The organism is Priestia iocasae (assembly GCF_016909075.1).
Classification (GTDB): domain Bacteria; phylum Bacillota; class Bacilli; order Bacillales; family Bacillaceae_H; genus Priestia; species Priestia iocasae.
Genome location: NZ_JAFBFC010000002.1, coordinates 387162 through 407923 on the forward strand (window position 1 = coordinate 387162; position 20762 = coordinate 407923).

At 37.1% G+C, this 20762-nt stretch carries 17 protein-coding genes; 4 read left to right on the forward strand and 13 right to left on the reverse strand.

Annotated elements, in window-relative coordinates; genetic code table 11:
- Nucleotides 1–9: 9 nt before the first annotated feature.
- Nucleotides 10–1194 carry a galactokinase gene (locus tag JOC83_RS07050; RefSeq protein WP_205185728.1) on the reverse strand — a complete coding sequence of 395 codons (1185 nt, stop codon included), beginning with the start codon at nucleotides 1192–1194 and terminating at the stop codon, nucleotides 10–12.
- 277 nt (nucleotides 1195–1471) lie between these two features.
- Between JOC83_RS07050 and JOC83_RS07055 the strand changes: the two genes are divergently transcribed.
- On the forward strand, nucleotides 1472–2365 hold the full coding sequence (locus JOC83_RS07055; RefSeq protein WP_205185729.1) for a helix-turn-helix domain-containing protein: 894 nt from the start codon (nucleotides 1472–1474) through the stop codon (nucleotides 2363–2365).
- A gap of 146 nt (nucleotides 2366–2511) precedes the next feature.
- On the opposite strand, the gene JOC83_RS07060 is transcribed toward JOC83_RS07055, so the two are convergent.
- Nucleotides 2512–2754 carry a hypothetical protein gene (locus tag JOC83_RS07060; RefSeq protein ID WP_205185730.1) on the reverse strand — a complete coding sequence of 81 codons (243 nt, stop codon included), beginning with the start codon at nucleotides 2752–2754 and terminating at the stop codon, nucleotides 2512–2514.
- Between the two features lie 149 nt (nucleotides 2755–2903).
- Nucleotides 2904–4496 (reverse strand): solute:sodium symporter family transporter, encoded by a 1593-nt coding sequence (locus JOC83_RS07065; protein WP_205185731.1) that lies wholly within the window; start codon nucleotides 4494–4496, stop codon nucleotides 2904–2906.
- A gap of 61 nt (nucleotides 4497–4557) precedes the next feature.
- On the opposite strand from JOC83_RS07065, the gene JOC83_RS07070 reads away from it, so the two are divergent.
- Nucleotides 4558–5085 (forward strand): hypothetical protein, encoded by a 528-nt coding sequence (locus tag JOC83_RS07070; protein ID WP_205185732.1) that lies wholly within the window; start codon nucleotides 4558–4560, stop codon nucleotides 5083–5085.
- Nucleotides 5086–5285: 200 nt separating this feature from the next.
- Here JOC83_RS07070 and clpB read toward each other — a convergent pair whose 3' ends face one another.
- Both clpB and JOC83_RS07080 read right to left on the reverse strand, forming a co-directional pair.
- Nucleotides 5286–7889, reverse strand: coding sequence for an ATP-dependent chaperone ClpB (gene clpB, locus JOC83_RS07075; protein ID WP_239583395.1), 2604 nt, complete (start codon nucleotides 7887–7889; stop codon nucleotides 5286–5288).
- A 121-nt stretch (nucleotides 7890–8010) separates the two neighbouring features.
- A complete protein-coding gene (locus tag JOC83_RS07080; RefSeq protein ID WP_205185734.1) occupies nucleotides 8011–8190 on the reverse strand; it encodes a YjzC family protein in 180 nt (59 codons plus the stop codon).
- 208 nt (nucleotides 8191–8398) lie between these two features.
- Between JOC83_RS07080 and JOC83_RS07085 the strand changes: the two genes are divergently transcribed.
- The gene (locus JOC83_RS07085) at nucleotides 8399–9211 is read left to right on the forward strand and encodes an undecaprenyl-diphosphate phosphatase (RefSeq protein ID WP_205185736.1); all 813 of its coding nucleotides are present in this window, start codon (nucleotides 8399–8401) and stop codon (nucleotides 9209–9211) included.
- A gap of 34 nt (nucleotides 9212–9245) precedes the next feature.
- Here JOC83_RS07085 and JOC83_RS07090 read toward each other — a convergent pair whose 3' ends face one another.
- The 8 genes from JOC83_RS07090 to argC form a co-directional block, all read right to left on the reverse strand.
- Nucleotides 9246–9890 (reverse strand): SDR family oxidoreductase, encoded by a 645-nt coding sequence (locus JOC83_RS07090; protein WP_205185737.1) that lies wholly within the window; start codon nucleotides 9888–9890, stop codon nucleotides 9246–9248.
- 103 nt (nucleotides 9891–9993) lie between these two features.
- Complete coding sequence (argF, locus tag JOC83_RS07095; RefSeq protein ID WP_338038881.1) at nucleotides 9994–10953, reverse strand: ornithine carbamoyltransferase; 960 nt, start codon at nucleotides 10951–10953, stop codon at nucleotides 9994–9996.
- Nucleotides 10950–14069 carry a carbamoyl phosphate synthase large subunit gene (locus tag JOC83_RS07100; RefSeq protein WP_205185738.1) on the reverse strand — a complete coding sequence of 1040 codons (3120 nt, stop codon included), beginning with the start codon at nucleotides 14067–14069 and terminating at the stop codon, nucleotides 10950–10952. Before JOC83_RS07100 ends, argF begins: the two co-directional genes overlap by 4 nt.
- Nucleotides 14062–15138, reverse strand: coding sequence for a carbamoyl phosphate synthase small subunit (locus tag JOC83_RS07105; RefSeq protein ID WP_205185739.1), 1077 nt, complete (start codon nucleotides 15136–15138; stop codon nucleotides 14062–14064). Before JOC83_RS07105 ends, JOC83_RS07100 begins: the two co-directional genes overlap by 8 nt.
- 76 nt (nucleotides 15139–15214) lie before the next feature.
- Entirely contained in the window at nucleotides 15215–16369 is a 1155-nt protein-coding gene (locus JOC83_RS07110; protein WP_205185740.1) for an acetylornithine transaminase, read from the reverse strand.
- Entirely contained in the window at nucleotides 16323–17156 is an 834-nt protein-coding gene (gene argB / locus JOC83_RS07115; RefSeq protein WP_205185741.1) for an acetylglutamate kinase, read from the reverse strand. The genes JOC83_RS07110 and argB overlap by 47 nt, the downstream gene beginning before the upstream one ends.
- Nucleotides 17157–17168: 12 nt before the next feature.
- Nucleotides 17169–18404 (reverse strand): bifunctional ornithine acetyltransferase/N-acetylglutamate synthase, encoded by a 1236-nt coding sequence (gene argJ, locus JOC83_RS07120; protein WP_205185742.1) that lies wholly within the window; start codon nucleotides 18402–18404, stop codon nucleotides 17169–17171.
- A 29-nt stretch (nucleotides 18405–18433) separates the two neighbouring features.
- Nucleotides 18434–19477 (reverse strand): N-acetyl-gamma-glutamyl-phosphate reductase, encoded by a 1044-nt coding sequence (gene argC / locus JOC83_RS07125; RefSeq protein WP_205185743.1) that lies wholly within the window; start codon nucleotides 19475–19477, stop codon nucleotides 18434–18436.
- 492 nt (nucleotides 19478–19969) lie between these two features.
- On the opposite strand from argC, the gene JOC83_RS07130 reads away from it, so the two are divergent.
- Nucleotides 19970–20647: a Crp/Fnr family transcriptional regulator gene (locus tag JOC83_RS07130; RefSeq protein WP_205186052.1), complete on the forward strand. Its 678-nt coding sequence runs from the start codon at nucleotides 19970–19972 to the stop codon at nucleotides 20645–20647.
- The last annotated feature ends 115 nt before the right edge of the window (nucleotides 20648–20762 follow it).

The following is a 20762-nucleotide window of genomic DNA, read 5'->3' on the forward strand; positions in this document are numbered from 1 at the left end:
TCTTTTTAATTACTTTTCAATCGCTTCTAGCTGTAGCTCTCTTGCCCCAGAACCTACTTGGACAACATAAAAGTCTGGAATTAACCCTGTCGTTTTAGTGTAAGAATCTTTGACTTCTTGAATAAACGTTTCAATATAAGCATCTTTCACAATGCTGATTGTACATCCTCCAAAACCTGCGCCTGTCATTCTTGATCCAATTACACCTTCTTGATTCCAAGCTGCCTCTACTAACGCATCTAATTCTGTTCCCGTTACTTCATAATCATCTCGTAACGAACGGTGCGATTCATTCATTAATCGTCCAAAGCCAGCTATGTCTCCCGCTTGAAGCTTAACGACAGCTTCTTTTGTGCGCTCATTTTCATAAACCGCATGCTTGGCTCTTTTTTGATGAAGCTCATTTTTAATTAAATGCTTGTGCGCTTCAAATTGCTCTTTTGTTAATTCACCGAGTGATGAAATAGAAAGCTCCTTTTGTAAATCACGCAAAGCCATATCGCACTCGTATCGGCGCTCGTTATACTTCGAATCTGCCAATCCTCGACGTTTATTAGTATTTGAAATGATAAGCGAAGCATCTTGTAGCTTTAGTGGACTGTACGTGAAATCAAGCGTTTGACAGTTTAATAAAACAGCATGATCTTCTTTGCCCATTCCAATTGCAAACTGATCCATAATTCCACAGCTCACTCCGATGAACTCATTTTCTGCTTGTTGTGAAATTTTAACAAGCTCCACCATCTCTAAGTTAAGGTGAAACAGCTCATTTATTACAACAGCAGTAGCTAATTCAATAGAAGCAGACGAAGACAATCCTGCACCATTTGGAATATTTCCATAAAACAAGACATCAAATCCTGTTGAAAGGTGATGCCCTTTCTTAATCAGTACGTCCATTACACCCTTTGGGTAATTAGCCCAATCATGACTTTTTTCATATAAAAGGCTATCTAATGAAAACTGCACAATCTCAACATCTTTAAAATTTAATGAATACATCCTAACAAGTTGATCTTGACGTTTCCTTACGACAGCATATGTTCCGATACTTAACGCACAAGGAAATACATAACCTCCATTGTAATCTGTATGCTCTCCGATTAAATTGACTCTTCCAGGTGCAAAGAACACGCGTACCTCTTCTTCTCCAGGGAAGATTTTCATAAAGTCTATTTTTAATTGATCAATCATCTATTAATCACCTATCTCATCTAAAATTGAAAACGTATTCAACTTTATTGTAAGAGTCACGGTACACATACTCAATGGTAAATACAAAAGGTAATATAGGTAGTTTTTTGCTATCTTCTTTTATCATGATCTATTTAAATAAGAATTAAAATCGATTCTCTTTTCTTTACTACCTCATTATCTATTCAGTGTTACGTCTAGAAAAGGACTAGCAAAAAGAAAACGATTACGTTAAAGTGTTATATATACACAATTTCTGAAAAAAGAGGGTGAAATTTTGCTGTCTCATTTTCAAACAAAAGACTACAGCACCTTTGCGTTTCGCTTTTTAGAGCCTAATACAAAGCGCGTAGCTCAGATTTGGTCTGTCGGCTGGGATGAAGCGACTTCTACACTTTATAATTGGGATGGAAATGAACGAAAAGATGGTGGCAAATATATTTTGCAATACACAATTTCAGGGTATGGAGTCATTCAATTAAACGGAAAAGATTATAAATTAGATGCCGGAAAAGCTTTTATTGTTGGAACAACTGGTGATTACCGTTACTATTTACCAAAAGAAAGTGAGCAATGGGAGTTTATCTTCTTAACGTTATATGGAGATGAAGTAGCTACTTGCTGGGATTATATTCAACGTAAGCACCATCCTGTTATCCGATTTCATCCTGAATCAGCCCCTATTCAATTACTAGCCCAAATTTATAAACGAGCAGGAGAACGAAAAATAACAGACGCATTTCAAGCTTCTAGTCTTTCTTATCGTTTTATTATGGAACTCTATCAATATGTAAAAACAATGGATACGTTTACTGATGATTGGCCCGAAAGCATTATTAGCTCTATTTTATTTGCACGTAATCATTACCAAGAAGAAATTGGGCCGGATGAAATGGCGAGTGCTGCAAATTTATCTCGCTATCACTTCAGTCGATTATTTAAAGAAACAACAGGTATGACGCCTATTCAATATTTAACAAAAATGCGAATTCAAAAAGCAGCTGAATTACTACATCAAACGAAATATTCGATTGAAGAAATCGCTGAAAACGTCGGCTACGCTAATGCCAACTATTTAACAAAAGTTTTTCGAAAAGCGACTGGCTATACACCTGGTCAATACCGTAAAAGTGATGTGTCAATTGACGAACACATTATGCTTCCAAAATAAAACGCGCTGAGAAAAAGGAAAAAAACACCTACTTTGACTCAGCACGCAACATGTCTTTCCTATTTAAATGTAGGGAAATGAATAGAGAAATGAACAAGGGATTTCGCCTTAAACCGCTGTTTTTAATGGCGTTGGAGAATCCCTTTTCATTTTTTCTCTGGAATTTCAACCGTTACAGAACCATTTTCATAAATAAAGGTCATTTTCTTTCCTGGCATGACCATGTTTTCTAAAATATCACGAGAGGCTTGAAGGGCTATCTCCATTCGCTTCACTTTTTCCGCTAACTCATCATTTTTATACTCATCTTCCGTTTCACGAATCTTTTGTAGCGATTCATCAATAAATTCATATACTTGATCATAAACAAGATCCACTCTTTCTTTCATGATTCTCAATCCTTTTTCCTTCACTTATTTTTTACTATCATAAATGATTAAAAGAGGATTGTACACTTCAAAACGAATAAATACAAAACCCCCTCTCCTCTTTTATCAATGAATGAAAAAAGGAAAGGGGGTAGGCTAATTTTACATTGTTACATAGAAGCAAATCCTGCTTGAGAGAACAATGCATATACCACAATCATTGCAACAACGGCTACTAGCCCCATTGGATAAACAAGCTTCCAAGGCGTTAACTCAACAGCTTCTTTATCTTCAAGAACATAATCTGTATTTCTTGGTGCTATTTTTCCGATAATTAACATTAATCCTGAACATACTACGAAGAGAATACCTAGAATATGAAGGAAATGTAGGCCTGTATCCCATACTAGCTGAGTCACTGCATACACGGAAATAAAAACAGCTAATGATACTTTAGCAGCAACGGCAGGTACTCGTTTTGTTACATATCCAATAAAGATAATCGTAAAGATCGGAACATTGTAGAAACCATTTACAATTTGTAAGTATTGGAAAAATCCTTGTGGAACGTTTGCAATTAATGGTGCTACACTCATTGCAAATAAAGCTAAGAATAATCCAGCTACCTTACCATGACGTACTAACACTTTATCTGGTGCCTTCGGCTTAAAGTAAGGCTTATAAATATTTAATACAAACAACGTTACACTTGAGTTTAATGCAGAGTTAAATGATGATAAAATTGCTCCAAATAAAACGGCTGCGAAAAAACCGACTAACGGTGTTGGAAGAACGTGGTTCACTAACTTTGGGTACGCTTCCATCGGTTGAAGACCAGGACCAAAAATATTGTACGCAATGATACCAGGAATAATTAAAAAGGCTGGACCTAGCAGTTTTAAGAATGCCGCAATAATTAAGCCTTTTTGTCCTTCTCTTAAGTTTTTCGCTGCTAACGCACGCTGAATAATATGTTGTGCGGTACCCCAGTAGAACAGGTTCACTAATAGCATTCCTGTAAACATTGTACTAAAAGGAACTGGATCTGAATTGCTTCCAATTGAATTAAGCTTTTCTGGTGTGTTTTCTACAATTGTATGAAAACCTGCAACTGGTGACCCGTCACCTAATACGGTTAATCCTAAAGCTGGAATCATTAAACCACCAACTAGCAAGCCTATTCCATTAATCGTGTCAGAAATCGCAACCGCTTTCAAACCACCAAAAATAGCATAGATAGAACCAATAATTCCAATTGTCCACACTGTAATCCAAATAGCAGCTGTTGGACTAACACCTAATAGTTCTGGAACATTAAAAATACCACTTAATGCCGTCGCACCTGAATATAAGATTGGTGGTAATAGATTTAATACATATCCGAACAAAAACAATAAGGTTACAATCTGCTTTGTACCTGAATCAAATCGTTCTTCTAAAAAATCTGGAATTGTTGTAATTCCACCTTTTAAATAACGTGGTAATAAGAATAAAGCAACTAGCACAAGCGCAATGGCTGAACCTACTTCCCAGCCCATTACGGACATGTTGTATGCATATCCATCTGCATTTAAGCCAACTAGCTGTTCTGTTGATAGATTGGTTAACATTAACGACCCTGCAATCACCCAACCCGTTAAACTACGTCCGCCTAAAAAGTATCCTTCTGACGTATCGAGATTATCATTACGTGTCAGACGATAAGAAATATAGGCAACTAAACCTGTAAAAAATAGAAATGATAGCACTGTTATGATGTTCATCGTTGTCACACCCTTACATTCATTTAATAATTTTCCGTTAAATCAACTAGGAGATGTTAATATGGAATTTCTCTTCCCCCAATTTATTACGTATCCATACATTGTTCTCTTGTTTGTTATACAAGTTCTTGTTCTTATGCTGAACATGACATTCCTTACGCATTTATTACTAGCTATTACATTATTTTTTATTTATCGCTTACAACGTCTATTTTCACTATCAAATCTATTATTAGCGTCTATGAAGCCTTTTCAAGATTTGTATTTCTTCTTACTTTATACTGTTTCAATTTTTAATCATGTGCTGTTTGCTGTTAATGGATCGGTCTTTCATTCTCAGAAATTATTTGTAATCGTTTGCATCATTCCTTTTTATTTATCTTTCACCTCATTAGCTTTATACGTTTACTATCAGTTCAAGAAAAGTACAATATGGACTCTAAAGCTTTGCATGCTAACATTAGCTTTGTATCCTATTGTGTCTTTACTTTTTAAATGGCTAGTTACGGCAAACTTGCTCGTTTCACTAAGTTATCTTCATTTAGCTTGGTATGCGAATAAACTCTATTACAAGCACCAAGTCAGATAGAAAGCGCATTCAAGTTCATGTAATATCTAATCGATTTGTTAATGTTCATTCTATAAGCGCTTACAATATGCGTCAATAGTAAAAAAATTCACCTAAAAGGGTATTTATTTGCTATTTATCTCTTTTTAAACAAAAAAAGAAAGTAAGCTTCTCTATGCTTACTTTCTTTTTTTGCTACGGTTATTTTTCAAACCAAGTACTTATTGATGAATGAACGTAAACGTTTCGTTCTCTACATCTACTATTACATCACTGTAGTCTTTTATTTGCCCTGCAATGATCTGCCTTGCGATTAGTGTCTCTAGTTGTTTTTGGATAAATCGTTTTAAAGGTCTTGCACCATATACAGGATCAAATGCTGACACCGCAATGTATTTTTTTGCTCTTTCAGTTAACGATAAGGTAATGTTCCGATCAGTTAAACGTTGTTGTAGTAAGGAAACGAGCTTTTCAACAATGCCTGAAACTTCATGGATGGTTAACGGTTTAAATAAAATCGTATCATCTATTCTATTTAAGAATTCTGGTCGGAAATGCTGACGTAACTGATTCATCACTTGTCCACGTGCTTCTTCTTTAATCTCTCCGTCTTCTGATAATCCCTCTAATAAAAAGTGGGAACCAATATTAGACGTCATAATGATGACTGTATTTTTAAAATCAACAACTTTTCCTTTTGAATCTGTAACGTGTCCATCATCTAGCATCTGTAGCAAAATGTTGAACACTTCAGGGTGTGCTTTTTCAATTTCATCTAATAAAACAACCGAGTAAGGTTTTCTTCGCACAGCTTCTGTTAATTGACCGCCTTCTTCATACCCCACATAGCCAGGAGGAGCACCAATTAAGCGTGATACGGCATGTTTTTCCATGTACTCTGACATGTCGATTCGAATCATATGTTCTTCACTATCAAAAAGCGTCTGCGCTAACGTTTTGGCTAACTCTGTTTTCCCTACTCCTGTTGGTCCAAGAAAAATAAAAGAACCGATTGGACGATTTGGATCTTTAATTCCTGCTCTAGCGCGAAGTACAGCATCTGTCACTAGTGAAACAGCTTCATCTTGTCCAATGACTCGCTTTTTTAGAATAGATTCTAATTTTAATAACTTCTCTCTTTCTCCTTCCACTAACTTCGAGACTGGAATACCTGTCCATCTCCCAACAATCTCCGCAATTTCTGCTTCGGTTACTTCTTCACGAATTAATCGATTTTCGGTTGATTTTTCTTCTGTTAGTTGCTCTAGGGCTTTTAGCTCTTTTTCTAAAGAGGGTATACGTCCATGTCGCAGTTCCGCTGCTTTATTAAGATCGTACTGATTTTCAGCTTCCTCTAAATCTCTTCTGGCTTTTTCTAGCCTTTCTCTCATCTCTTGCACAGATTGAATGGATTTCTTCTCTTGCTCCCATTTTAACTTCATACTATTTACTTTTTCTTGAAGATTTGAGATTTCTTCCTGAATAACTGCTAATCGTTCTTGACTTGCTTGATCCGCTTCCTTGCTTAATGCTGCTTCTTCAATTTGCAGCTGCATAAGTTTACGGGTCACTTCATCTAATTCTGATGGCATCGAATCGATTTCTGTTCGAATCGTTGCACATGCTTCATCAATTAAATCAATTGCTTTATCAGGTAAAAAACGATCAGATATATATCGATCGGATAATGTAGCTGCTGCTACTATCGCACGGTCGTGAATGTTCACCCCGTGATGAATTTCAAATCGCTCTTTTAATCCACGTAAAATCGATACCGTATCTTCAACGGTTGGCTCTTCCACAAGCACTTGTTGAAAACGACGTTCTAACGCTGGATCTTTTTCGATATATTGACGGTGTTCATCTAGTGTCGTAGCGCCAATGCAATGAAGTTCTCCTCTTGCTAACATTGGCTTTAGTAAGTTTCCAGCATCCATTGATCCATCTGTACGTCCTGCTCCTACAATCGTATGAAGTTCATCAATAAACAATAGAACACGACCGTCACTCTTTTTGACTTCTTGCAAAACAGCCTTTAATCGCTCTTCAAACTCTCCGCGAAATTTTGCTCCTGCAATTAATGCTCCCATATCCAGTGAAAATACTGTTTTATCCTTGAGGCCTTCTGGAACATCTCTTCTGACAATTCGTTGAGCTAATCCTTCTACAATTGCTGTCTTCCCTACACCAGGCTCTCCTATTAAAACGGGATTATTTTTTGTTTTTCGTGATAAAATTCGAATAACTCGACGAATTTCAGCATCTCGACCAATAACAGGATCAATCTTTCCTGCTCGCACTTCTGCTACTAAATCTCGTCCATACTTCGATAAAGCTTCATATGTAACTTCTGGGTTTTGACTCGTAATACGCTGGTTCCCCCTTATGTCTTTAATCACTTCTAACAGCTTACGTTTCGTTAATTGATATTGCTGAAAGAGTCGACCAACATCTGTATTCTTTTCATCTGCTATGCTTAACAGTACATGTTCTACTGATATATATTCATCATTTAAATGCTTCGCTTCTTCCTCTGCTTTTACAAGTAATTGTTGAAGCTGACTGGTTACATAAACTTTACCTGCTTCTGTTCCTGAACCTGTTACAATTGGCTTTTTATTCATTATACCTTTTAAATCATGCTGAAAATCTTGAACAGAAACATCTAGCTTCTCTATCATTCGAGGTGCAATTCCCTCACTCTGCTCAATAAGCGCTTGCATGAGATGCACAACATCAATTTGCTGATGCCGTTGCTTAATTGCAATTGATTGGGCATTTGAAATGGCCTCTTGTAACTTTTGTGTCATTTTATTTATATCCAACATAACCACTCCATCTCTCAAGGGTTTGACCATTATTGACCTTTTGATTTATTATACATTTTGCTTTTAGCAGAAGTAAAGCCATCCGCTATTGGATGGCTCTGTACTTTCAAACATAAAGTTAAGGTTTAGGCATATACGTCCAGTGGCGGTCATCATTTGATGTTTCCGGAAAGCGTTCGCCTGCTTTAAGCTTCACCTTTTGTGGCTTGTTCACATTGCTTCCAGTTTCACCTATTTCTATATATACACCGTTATTTGGCGCTTTTTGACCAGGTGTGAAGTGTCTATTTTGTCCCATGTCACTTCCTCCTTATTGTAGGTATTTCATTCATACTATTCCCTTCGTTTTGCTTTTTCATAATGGATAAGTTTACTATAATCTGTAGAGGAAACCGTATACAATGAAGTCCTATGAAAAATTGTCCTTCACATACATACAAAAATTTCTTATACTTGTGTAGTTGAATATGGACACATACTCTGTGAAGTTGGAGAGGATATAAACGATGGAACAATTCATGCTCATTATAAAGTATTTAATTTTAGGACTCTTTCAAGGATTTACCGAGCCTATTCCTATTTCTTCAAGTGGACACTTAGTACTTGTACAAGAATTAATGGGTGTAAAGATTGAGGGTTTAAGCTTTGAGCTGTTGGTAAATGCAGCCTCTTTAATTGCTGTTTTGATTATTTATCGTGAAGATATTGTTCGTTTAGTTGTAAACGGCCTTCGCTATATAAAAACCAAAGATGTCGATGCAAAATCTGATTTTCAATTCATTATTTACTTAATTGTGGCTACAATTCCTGCTGGGGTAATCGGAGTGTTATATGGCGATTACATAGCAGCTACCTTTAAAGATGTAAAAGTATTAGGATTTGCTTTATTAGCAACGGGTGTTGCACTTTGGATTATTCGTAACCTTCGTGGTCGTAAAAATGATGCAGCCCTGTCAATGAAGGACGCCATTATTATTGGGTTAGCACAAGCTGTAGCTTTAATTCCAGGTATCAGTCGCTCTGGTGCGACGATTGTCGCAGCCATGCTTCGTGGAACAAAGCAAGAAACGGCATTACGCTTTTCATTCTTATTGTTTATCCCTGTTAGCCTAGGCGGTACCATTCTTGCGATAACAGATCTTTTAGAAGATAAAAACCTTGCACAACTTGCTGTTCCTTATGCAGTCGCATTTTTAGGTTCACTTGTTGCTTCTTATTTCTCTTTAAAATGGTTTATGGGTATTATGGCGCGTGGTAACTTAAAATACTTTGCCATTTATTGTTTTATTGTTGGAACGTTAGTTGTACTATTCATGTAATTAAAACATCCAGTGGGAAACCCCACTGGATGTTTTAATGTGCAAACTTTAATGCTTGTTCAATTGATGTCTCTCCTGTTAAGATTTCAAAATTCTTTCCTATTGTTGTCTCTTCTTTTAGAGATTGTACTAATACTTTTGCTACATCTTCACGAGAGATTGATTTTGATTTATCTTTAATTTGTTCATTCACATCAATTTTTCCTGTTGGTTGGTCATTTGTTAATGCACCCGGTCGAACAATTGTATATTGCAGGCTAGATTGCTCTAAATGTGTGTCGGCTATGGCTTTTGCACGTAAATATAGTTGTAAGCCTTCTGGACCTTGTTCAGGTGCATCGGTTCCCATTGAACTTAACATCACAAACCTTGTTACACCTTGATTCTTTGCCTCATCAATAATGCTTTTTGCACCTTCTTGATCTATAGCAATGGTTTTGTCATCACCTGTTTTTGATCCTGATCCTGCTGCAAAAATGATTGCATCCATTCCTTTTACAGCGTTTGAAAGATCTTTTTCAAGATCGCCAAGCACTGTTTTAGCACCTTTGGCTTCTAAACCACTCGCTTGCTTTTCATCGCGAATCATCGCAAATGGTTCAAATGTATGGTCTTCTGCTAAAAGAGAAATAACATGTTTTCCTGTTAATCCATTTGCTCCAACAACTAATACTTTCATTCATAATCACCTTTCATTCCTTTAATCTACTCTTGTTGTTCCCCCTTCCTTTCTAAATTAAACATGGGTGCTTCTGTAACAGAAGCACCCATGTTTGATTTGTTTATAAAATGGCTTGTAATAACGCTTTTTGCACATGCATGCGATTTCCTGCTTGTTGAAATACGACCGAGTTTGGACCATCAATAATTGCAGCCGTTACTTCTTCCTCTCGATGGGCCGGAAGACAATGTAAGAATAAATAGTCATCTTTTGCATATTTGACTAACTCTTCATTAATTTGATAAGGAGCAAACACCTTCAACCGGTTCGCTGATTCCTCTTCCTGTCCCATACTCGTCCATACATCTGCATACAATACATCTGCATCTTTTGCTGCTTCAATTGGACTTTCGGTAACTGTTATGGTTGAATGATTTTCTTTTGCAACCTCTGTTGCGTATTTTACAACAAACTCTTTTGGTTCATATCCTTTTGGACAAGCAATTGTAAAGTCAATTCCTACTTTTGCACAAGCAATCATAAGCGAATGTGCAACATTATTTCCGTCTCCAATGTAAGATACTTTTAGTTTCTGAAAGGTCTTCTTGTGCTCATAAATCGTTAATAAATCAGCTAGAGCTTGACATGGATGAAAATCATCCGTTAATCCATTAATCACAGGAATATCCGCATGCTTCGCTAATTCAACGACTTTCTCATGTTCGAATGTGCGAATCATAATAACATCAATGAATTGCGATAGTACTTTTGCTGTGTCAGCGACGGTTTCTCCTCTCCCTAACTGCAAATCCTTTCCGTTTAAGTAAAGGGCATTTCCACCTAACTGCATCATGCCAGCTTCAAATGAAACTCTCGTTCGTGTAGATGATTTTTCAAAAATCATCCCCAATGTTTTTCCTTTAAGCGGTGAAATGATGTCTCCATTCTGATGCTTTGCCTTTAAATCCATCGCATCCTCAATAAGCGATAGAATTTCTTCTGTTGAATAATCCATCAAGCTTAATAAATCTTTATTTTTTAAGTTCACATTCTTTTTTAGATAAGATAATGTACTCGTCACATCGTCACTTCCTTTTCTTTTTCCGTTTGAGTGATCCACTCTTGTAGAGAAGAGATAGAACTTTTATTTGTTTGAAATGCTTTTAAGAATAGTTGAACCGTTTCTTCTTCTGTCATCACTAATAGACCATGCTTTAATGCTTCCATACGAGCCTCTTTGTCATCACGCTGTAAGCTAACAAATAGCATCGCTTCTTTTTTACGAATCCAATTAGAAACATCTTCTTCTATAACGACTTTCAGCCCCACTGCTTGTATGGCTGAAACTAGTGACTCATTTGAACTGTTTGACTGAATGTAAACTTCACTTGCTTGTTTATGAGACATGAGATACGAATAAAATACTTTCTTGGCTGCTTCCTCCACAGTAGATGCAATGGCAATCCCTTCTCCAGTCGATTTCATCTCAGGACCAACTAATGGATCTACACCTGCTAGTTTATTTGTTGAGAAAACAGGAAATTTCAACGTCGTATACGGAACATCTGACAATAATCCCTTTTCTTCGTGGATTTCCGGCAACAATTTCCCAAGCAATAATTGCGTAGATAGCGAAATAAGCGGAACCTTAGTTACTTTGCTCACAACAGGAACAGTGCGACTTGCCCGTGGATTTACTTCTAACACATACACATCATTGTTATGAATGACGTATTGAATATTCATAATCCCTTTGTAATTCAGTTTCTTGGTTAACTGTTCAGCATAATGAACAATTTTGTGCTTTTGCGTTTCTGTTAATGTTTGAGCTGGTAGGTAAGCATAACTATCGCCAGAGTGGACACCCGCTTTTTCAACATGTTCGACAATGGTTGGAATTAATACATCCTTTCCATCACATACTGCATCAATTTCTGCTTCCTTACCTGGCAAATAGGCGTCTAATAAAATGGGATAGTGCGTTTTTTGAATCAATGACAAGCATGATGTTAGTTCTTCTTTATTTTGTAACGTCATCATCCCTTTTCCACCAATCACATAAGACGGACGAAGAAGGATTGGAAAACCAATGATATCAGCTTTTTGAATCAGCTCTTCTTCGTCACTTGCCATTTCACCCGGTACATGAGGGATATTTAACTCTTCTAATAATTGATAAAATAACTCTCGATCTTCAAGCGTATCAATCATCTTATTTGTCACACCTAAAATCAAAATCCCGGCTTCTTCTAATCCTTTTACAAGGTTGATTGCCGTTTGGCCACCATATTGCAAAATAACATGGTGAACATTCTCAGCTTCTAACACATTTAACACATCTTCAACTGTGACGGGTTCAAAGAATAATCGATTTGCAATTTCAAAGTCTGTGCTCACCGTCTCAGGATTATTATTAATTAAGATGGTTTCGTAGCCTTCGTCTTGAAGAGCCAGCACACCATGAACAGAGCTGTAATCAAACTCCACTCCTTGGCCGATGCGAATTGGTCCCGATCCGATAATCGCTACCTTTTTATTGGCTGTTGGTGTTAATTCACTTTCTCCATAATAACTAGAGTAAAAATAAGCCGTAGATGATTCAAATTCTGCTGCACATGTATCTACCATCTTATAACTTGGAATAATGCCAAGGGCTTTTCGCTTTTGTCTTACTTCGCTCTCTTGTGTCCCCCAAATAGTGGAGAGGTAAGAATCCGTGAAGCCTTTCTCTTTTGCTTCTTTTACTAACTCATCCTCCACTACTTCAATCTGAGTAGCCTTTAGTTTGCTTTCAAGATCAATCAATTGTTTAAAATGCGTTAAGTAAAATGCATCAATTTTTGTAGCTTCATGAATGTCTTGAAGAGCAAAGCCGCGACGAATCAATTCAAAGATGATAAAAAGCCGTTCATCATCTTGCTTCTTTAATCGATCACAAAGCTGTGACATCGAGAAGCTTTTCAATCCCTCCACTTCTAACCCATTTATCCCTAATTCTAATGAGGAAATTGCCTTTTGAAGACTACGTTCAAAATTACGATCAATTGCCATAACTTCCCCTGTTGCTTTCATTTGCGTTCCTAATGTGCGATTTGCATAGAAGAATTTATCAAATGGCCATCTCGGAAACTTTACTACGACATAATCTAGAGAAGGCTCAAAACTCGCATAGGTATCACCCGTTACAGGATTAAGTACTTCATCCAGTGTGTACCCTACTGCTAGTTTCGCTGCAATCTTTGCAATTGGATAGCCTGTTGCTTTGGATGCTAGCGCTGAAGAACGGCTAACACGTGGATTCACTTCGATTAAGTAATATTGTTTACTATGAGGGTCAAGCGCAAACTGAATATTGCAGCCTCCGATAATTCCTAATGCTGAAATAATTTTAATCGAAGCGGAGCGCAGCATCTGATATTCCACATCTGTTAACGTTTGAGATGGTGCGACTACAATCGAGTCTCCGGTATGCACACCAACAGGATCAATGTTTTCCATGTTACAAATGGTAATACATGTGTTTTGTTTATCACGCATCACTTCGTATTCAATTTCTTTATATCCAGCAATGCTCTTTTCAATGAGACATTGGTGAATGGCACTTTCACGCAGTCCTGAAGTCGCTAATTGCTCAAGTTCTTGCATCGAATGAGCAATCCCTCCACCTGTTCCTCCTAGTGTATACGCAGGTCTTACGATGACTGGGAAGCCAATTTTAGTAGCGAATGCTAATGCTTCCTTAACTGTTACTACTATTTCACTTTCAGGGACAGGCTCATGTAATTCTTTCATTAAAGCTCGAAACTCTTCGCGACTCTCTCCTTTTTTAATTGAATCAATAGGTGTTCCTAGTAGCTTTACGTTATATTTTTCTAAAATTCCCTTTTCATGTAGCTCTAGGGCTAAGTTTAGTCCCGTCTGTCCTCCTACTGTTGCAAGTAAGCCATTCGGTTGTTCTTTTTTTATCACTTCTTCTACGTAATCGACCGTTAATGGTTCAAAATAAATGACATCGGCGATATGTTCATCTGTCATAATCGTGGCTGGATTGTTGTTCAAAAGAATAACTTTATAGCCTTCTTCCTTTAATGATAAGCAAGCTTGCGTTCCAGAATAGTCAAATTCTGCTGCTTGCCCAATGACAATAGGCCCTGATCCTATAACTAATATCGTTTGTAATGTTTGATCTTTAGGCATATACTTTCTCTCTCCCTGCTTGATTTACAAAGTTGATAAATTCATCAAAAATATAATTGCTTTCACTTGGTCCCGGATGTGCTTCAGGATGATATTGTACAGATAGGATTGGTAACGTTTCATGCATAAGTCCTTCAACGGAGTGATCATTTACATTTTTAAACCGAACCGTTAAAGGGGTCTGCTTCATGCTCTCTTCATCAACAACGTAGCTGTGATTTTGAGATGTCATATATACTTTTTTCTTTAACAAGTCCATCACTGGCTGATTTGCACCTCGGTGGCCAAATGGTAATTTATTGGTTTTACCCCCAAAAGCTAAACCAATTAATTGATGTCCAAAGCAAATTCCAAGCGTCGGATATGTAGCCATGACTTTTTTCAAAGATGAGAGTTGGAACGATAGTTGAGTTGGGTCACCAGGGCCATTTGATAAAACAATTCCATCAGGCTTTAAAGCATGAATCTCTACGTCAGAAGTGGAATATGGAACAACTGTCACTTTACATTGACGATTTAATAACTCTTGTAAAATGGACTTTTTATACCCAAAGTCTAGGAGTATAATGTGTTTGTCACCTTCTCCATACGTGTTCATTGTGGTTGTTGATACTTGCTTCACGATTAAATCTGTTTCATCTCCTGTTACCTTTTGTTTCTTTTCATAAGGAGAAAGAATTGCTGGCATTGTTCCTTCATTTCGAATTCGTTTGACAACCGCTCGTGTATCAACATGTGTGATTAACGGGATATTCCACTTTTTTAAGTATTGTTTAAAGCTATACATCGCTTCATAGTGAAAGCCATTTTCACAACACTCATATACAACCACTGCCGATACATGTGGCTTTTTACTTTCATAATCATGTTCGTTAATTCCGTAATTTCCGATTAACGGATACGTGAACACGATAATCTGATTTTTATAGGAAGGATCCGTTACAACTTCCTGATAGCCTGTCATTCCGGTGAAAAAGACGACTTCTCCATTGACTTCTTGTTTTGTCGATGTATTTTCAATCATTCCTTCAAATGTGTCGCCGTTTTGCAAATGTAAGTATCCTTTCATCGCGCATCCCTCTTTGAATATTTATTTATTCTTAAGTATTTTTATACAATTATAACTAAAAAAATAATTGGTTCAGCTAATTCATTACGTTTTGTGTTTGAAAAGCTTTTTCAATCATCCCTAATGCTTGATTTATTTCTTTTTCAGTCACCGTTAATGGTGGTAGTAAACGAATAACATGCGGACCAGCTCCTAATGTAAGCAACCCTTGTTCTTTAAGAGATTGAATGAATAAAGGTGCATATTCTCCACATTCAATTCCTATCATTAACCCTTTTCCTCGAATATCCGTTACACGCGTATCTTCACCAATTCTTTGCTTTAATTCATTCAGTAAGTACTGTCCTTTTTGCTTTACTTCCTCTAAAAATGACGGAGTAGAAATAATGTTTAGCGTGGCTTTTGCCGATGCTAAGGCGATTGGATTTCCCCCAAATGTTGTACCGTGGCTTCCTGCTTGAAATGCTGCTTTCAAATGAGCCTTCCCAATCATCGCACCAACTGGCATTCCGCTTCCTAATCCTTTGGCTGATGTAATGATGTCTGGTGATAGTCCGTGATGTTCGTAAGCAAATATTTTCCCCGTTCTGCCAATACCCGTTTGCACTTCATCTACAATAAACAGAGAACCATATTGATGACATAACTTTTGAATTCCCTCTAAAAATGGTGTTTCACCTAGTACAACGCCACCTTCACCTTGAATCACTTCAACCATGACAGCTGCAACTGTTTCATCCATTTCCTCCTCTAGTGCTGCTTTGTCGTTATAAGGTACGTAAACAAATTCTTGTAAGAGTGGGCCAAATCCTTCATGAATCTTTGCTTGCCCTGTTGCCGACATAGTCGCAAAGGTTCGACCATGAAATGATTTCGCAAATGTAATGATTTTATGGCGCTTCGTATATTTTCGAGCGAGCTTGATGGCAGCTTCGTTTGCTTCTGCTCCGCTGTTACAGAAAAACACAGCGTCACCACTTGCATGATTCACTAATAATGAAGCTACTTCTTCTTGAATGTCTAAATGAAATAAATTTGATACATGCCATACTTTCTTTAACTGTTCTTCAATCGCTTGTTGCACAGCAGGATGTCGATGTCCTACATTACAGACTGCAATTCCTGAAATAAAATCTAAATACTGTGTTCCTTGTTGATCAATCAGTATCGAGCCACTTGCTTCTTTAATATGAAGATCCAATCGTTGATACGTTGGAAATAAAGCACTCATCGTTTTTGTTCCCACCTTTTTCATGTTTAATTGCCGTTCCTACCATATGACCATTCTCATTCACAAATGAATGTTTTCCACTAATAATATGAACTTCGTTTAACGTGTTCGATAACGCTTCAGACGCAGCTTGCACTTTCGGAATCATTCCCCCATAAATGACACCATCTTCAATCAATTCGTCAATATCTGCTTTTGTCAGTTCCTCCATTAAATCGCCATCCACTAATACGCCTTGCACATCAGTCACAAACAAAAGCTTCTCCGCTTGTAATGCTTGAGCAACGGCTCCTGCAGCTAAATCAGCATTCACATTAAATCTTTGCCCTTTCTTGTTAACACCAATGGATGAAAGAACTGGCACATAGTTGCTTGCCGTTAATTCCGTTAATAAATGACTATTTACATGAACTACTTCGCCAACGTAACCAAGCTTTTCAGTATTGATCGCTTCTGTTTCAAGAAGCATTCCATCGCATCCAGATAACCCAACCGGTTTTAGTTCATGCTGCTGAAGCATCGTAACAAGGTTTTTGTTCACTTTTCCTGATAAAACCATCGTAACAACATCTAGTACATCTTCAGACGTTTTACGTAATCCATCAACAAATTCACTTTCAATCTTTAACTTTTTAAGCATTTGCTCAATATCAGGACCTCCTCCGTGTACAACTACAACCGAATTCCCTTCCTCTACTAATGCTTTGACACTTTGAAAGAAGGAGCTTGTTAGCTCATTGACAATACTTCCACCACATTTGATGACAATGGTTTGACTTCCTTTCACATTACCCTCTCCTCACGTTCGATAGCTTGCATTTATTTTCACATAATCGTACGTTAAGTCGCATCCCCATGCCGTACCAGAATGCTCTCCATCATGTAAATTGACAATGATTTTAATCGTTGGCTGTTGTAAATAAGCTGTTGCTTCTTCTTCATTAAAAGGTTGTGGTTGACTCTCTTTTAACATCATAATTGAACCTACTTGCACATCAACTGTCATTGGATTAATCTCTACTCCGCTATATCCAATCGCTCCTATAATGCGTCCCCAGTTTGCATCTGCTCCGTACATAGCTGTTTTGACAAGATTAGAACCAACAATTTGCTTTGCCACCACATTTGCTTGTTCAGCTGTTTTGGCTTCATTAACTTGCACTTCAATAAGCTTTGTAGCTCCTTCACCATCTCGTGCAATTTGCTTTGCAAGATCTTCACATGTCAACGTTAACGCCTCATAAAAGTTAACCCAGTCTGGGTGTGATGGCGTTAATGAGTCGTTTCCAGCCATTCCGTTGGCTAACACAATGACCATATCGTTTGTTGATGTGTCTCCATCAACGGTAATCTGGTTAAACGTTTTATTAGTAATAGATCGTAATGCTTCTTGTAACACCTCTGACTCAACGTTAGCGTCTGTTGTAATAAACCCAAGCATGGTAGCCATATTCGGATGAATCATCCCCGATCCTTTCGCTGCTCCACCAATGGTTACTTTCTTCCCATTGATGGTGGTTTCATAACAAGTGGACTTCATCACTGTATCCGTAGTAAGAATGGCTGTTTGAAAATCTTCTGCTGCCTGGTATTGATTTGACGGTCGTAAGAAAGAGATGCCCTCTTGAATTTTTTCCATGTTCAATAGTTCACCAATGACCCCAGTTGATGCAACGGCTACATGTTGTAAAGGAAGACGAAATTTTTTAGCACAAAGTTCTCTCATCTCATATGCATCTTTTAACCCTTGATTTCCTGTACAAGCATTAGCACATGCACTATTAACGACAATGGCTTGTAACGTTTTCTCCACTGCAATGCTTTCTTTTGTCACATGCAAAGGCGCTGCTTGAAACGTACTTTGTGTATAAACTGCTGCACAACTAGCGGGCTTTTCACTTAAAATGACCCCTATGTCTTTTTTCGAATACCGTAAACCAGCATGAACACCTGATGCTAAAAAACCTTTTGGTTGAACGATGGTTCCATTCTCGACCTTGTTCACCGTTACTAGCTCTTTTGTTTTAATCACCATCTTCTCCTCCTGCACTACGAATCTTTTCTCTATGGATAAACAGGTAATACGTGCAAACCTGTTTGTTGTTCAAATCCCATCATAAGATTTGCATTTTGAATGGCCTGACCTGCAGCACCTTTTACTAAATTGTCGATGACTGATACAATTGTCATTCGATTTGTTCTCTCATCGATTGTTAAGCCAATATCACAATAGTTTGATCCACTTACTTCTTTTGTAGATGGAAATGTTCCTTGCTTTCTCACTCTGACAAAAGGAGCATCTAGATAACTTTCTTCATATAACTTATATAAGCTCTCAATCCCAATAGATTCTTTTAGCGTTACATAAATGGTGGTCATAATGCCTCTTGTCATCGGTACTAAATGCGTACTGAAGGTAATAGGCTTAATCTGTTCATTCCATCTATGTAATACTTGCTCAATTTCAGGAATATGCTGATGCTGATTCACTTTATAAATTTTCATATTTTCATTGATTTCAGCATAATGACTCACATTAGATAACGAACGCCCTGCTCCTGACAAACCCGATTTGGCATCAATAATAATTGAATCTTCTTTAATCAATTTCTTTTTGACAATAGGAGCAAGCCCTAATAACGTTGCGGTTGGATAACATCCGGGATTTGCAATGAAGCTGCTCGAATGTATTTCCTCTCCAAACCATTCTGTTAGCCCGTATACTGACTGTTTTGTATATTGATTTGGTGCAGGTGGCTTTTTATACCACTTTTCATATAACTCTTCACTTTTCAAGCGAAAATCTCCAGATAAATCAATGACCTTGAGCCCTTCGTTAATTAATTGAGGAACAAGTTTACTTGAAATACCAGATGGCGTAGCTGTAAAAACAAGGTCAACATCTTTTGCCATTTTTACTGGATCAATTTGCTCTAACGTATAAGGTACATTCGCTAAATGTGGATACACATCAACCATTTGTACATGTTGTTGTGAGGATGAATACACTGAATAAATATGAAAATGAGGGTGATTGGACAGTAAACGGATAAGCTCGACTCCTCCATATCCTGTAGCCCCCACAATCCCAACTTTTAATCTATTCATTATGAAACTCCTTTTTTCGTTAACTATTTGAAATTATTACCCATTATAATACTGCATAAAAATAAAATCAAATAAATATTTATACTTTTTTCTAATTATTTCGACACAGCTATTTTACATAGGCTCTTTTCTAAACGGTGGTTGTTTGTCGATTCATTTTTCTAAGATAACGGTTCGAAACTCATTCAATTACAATTTGTGAGATTCTAGCAGAACAGGTTAGATTTCATAGGCTATAAAACCCGAAATGTCTCCTTCGCAAACAAGAAACTTAAAACAGAGGCCTACTACTTGTCACTCTACAATAACGTTTATTCATACAACCATTAAGAATAATTTCAAATGAATTAACAATTTATTGGAAAGAATCATGTATAATAAAAGGAAGTATCGTGCTTTTAAAAAGGATAAGAATACGAATGGACTAAGGTTTTTTTCATAGGGAAGACTGATTCAAAAGGTGGTTATATGACAATTAATAATTCTGATTCTATGTTGTCGCAAAATCTGCATCACTTATTTTTAACCTTTTCACAAACCGCTTCTTATAAAAAAGGAAGTTATTTATTTCAAGAAGGGACAGATGCGACAGTTCTTTACTTTATAAAAAGCGGAAAGGTTCAATTGAGTAAACTAACACCCGATGGACGTGAATTAACATTTCAAATTTCGAGTACGAGTGATTTAATTGGAGAAGTAACACTTTTTTGTGGAACAACGAAGCACATGCTTCAAGCAAAAGCACTTGAGGATAGTGAAGTTATTATTGTGGAAAAACACATTCTAGAACAAAAGTTAGCTGCCGAACCTGAACTATCAATTGAATACATGAAATGGATGGGGAGAAGAATACAGCGCCTACAAACAAAGTTTCGCGACTTAATTCTTCATGGAAAAAAAGGTGCTTTATATTCAACTTTAATTCGCATGACGAACAGCTTTGGAATAATGAGAGAAAACGGAATCGCCTTAAATATTCACCTGACAAATCAAGAACTTGCGAACCTATGTGGAACATCTCGTGAAGTGATTAATCGAATGTTAAGTGATCTTCGTAAGCGAGAGGTACTTTCAATCGATAAAGGCCAAATTACCATTCACGACTTAAATTACTTAAAAGTAGAAATGAATTGTGAAAACTGTCCGACCTATTTATGTAAAATTGATTAAAAATAACAAATGCATTCTAAAAGTTAAAACATGAATTGTCTTTCTTTTTCATAACCATTTAATTCACAAAAAATAGTCTGAAGAGGGGCATTCCCCCCTCTTTTCAGACAACTTT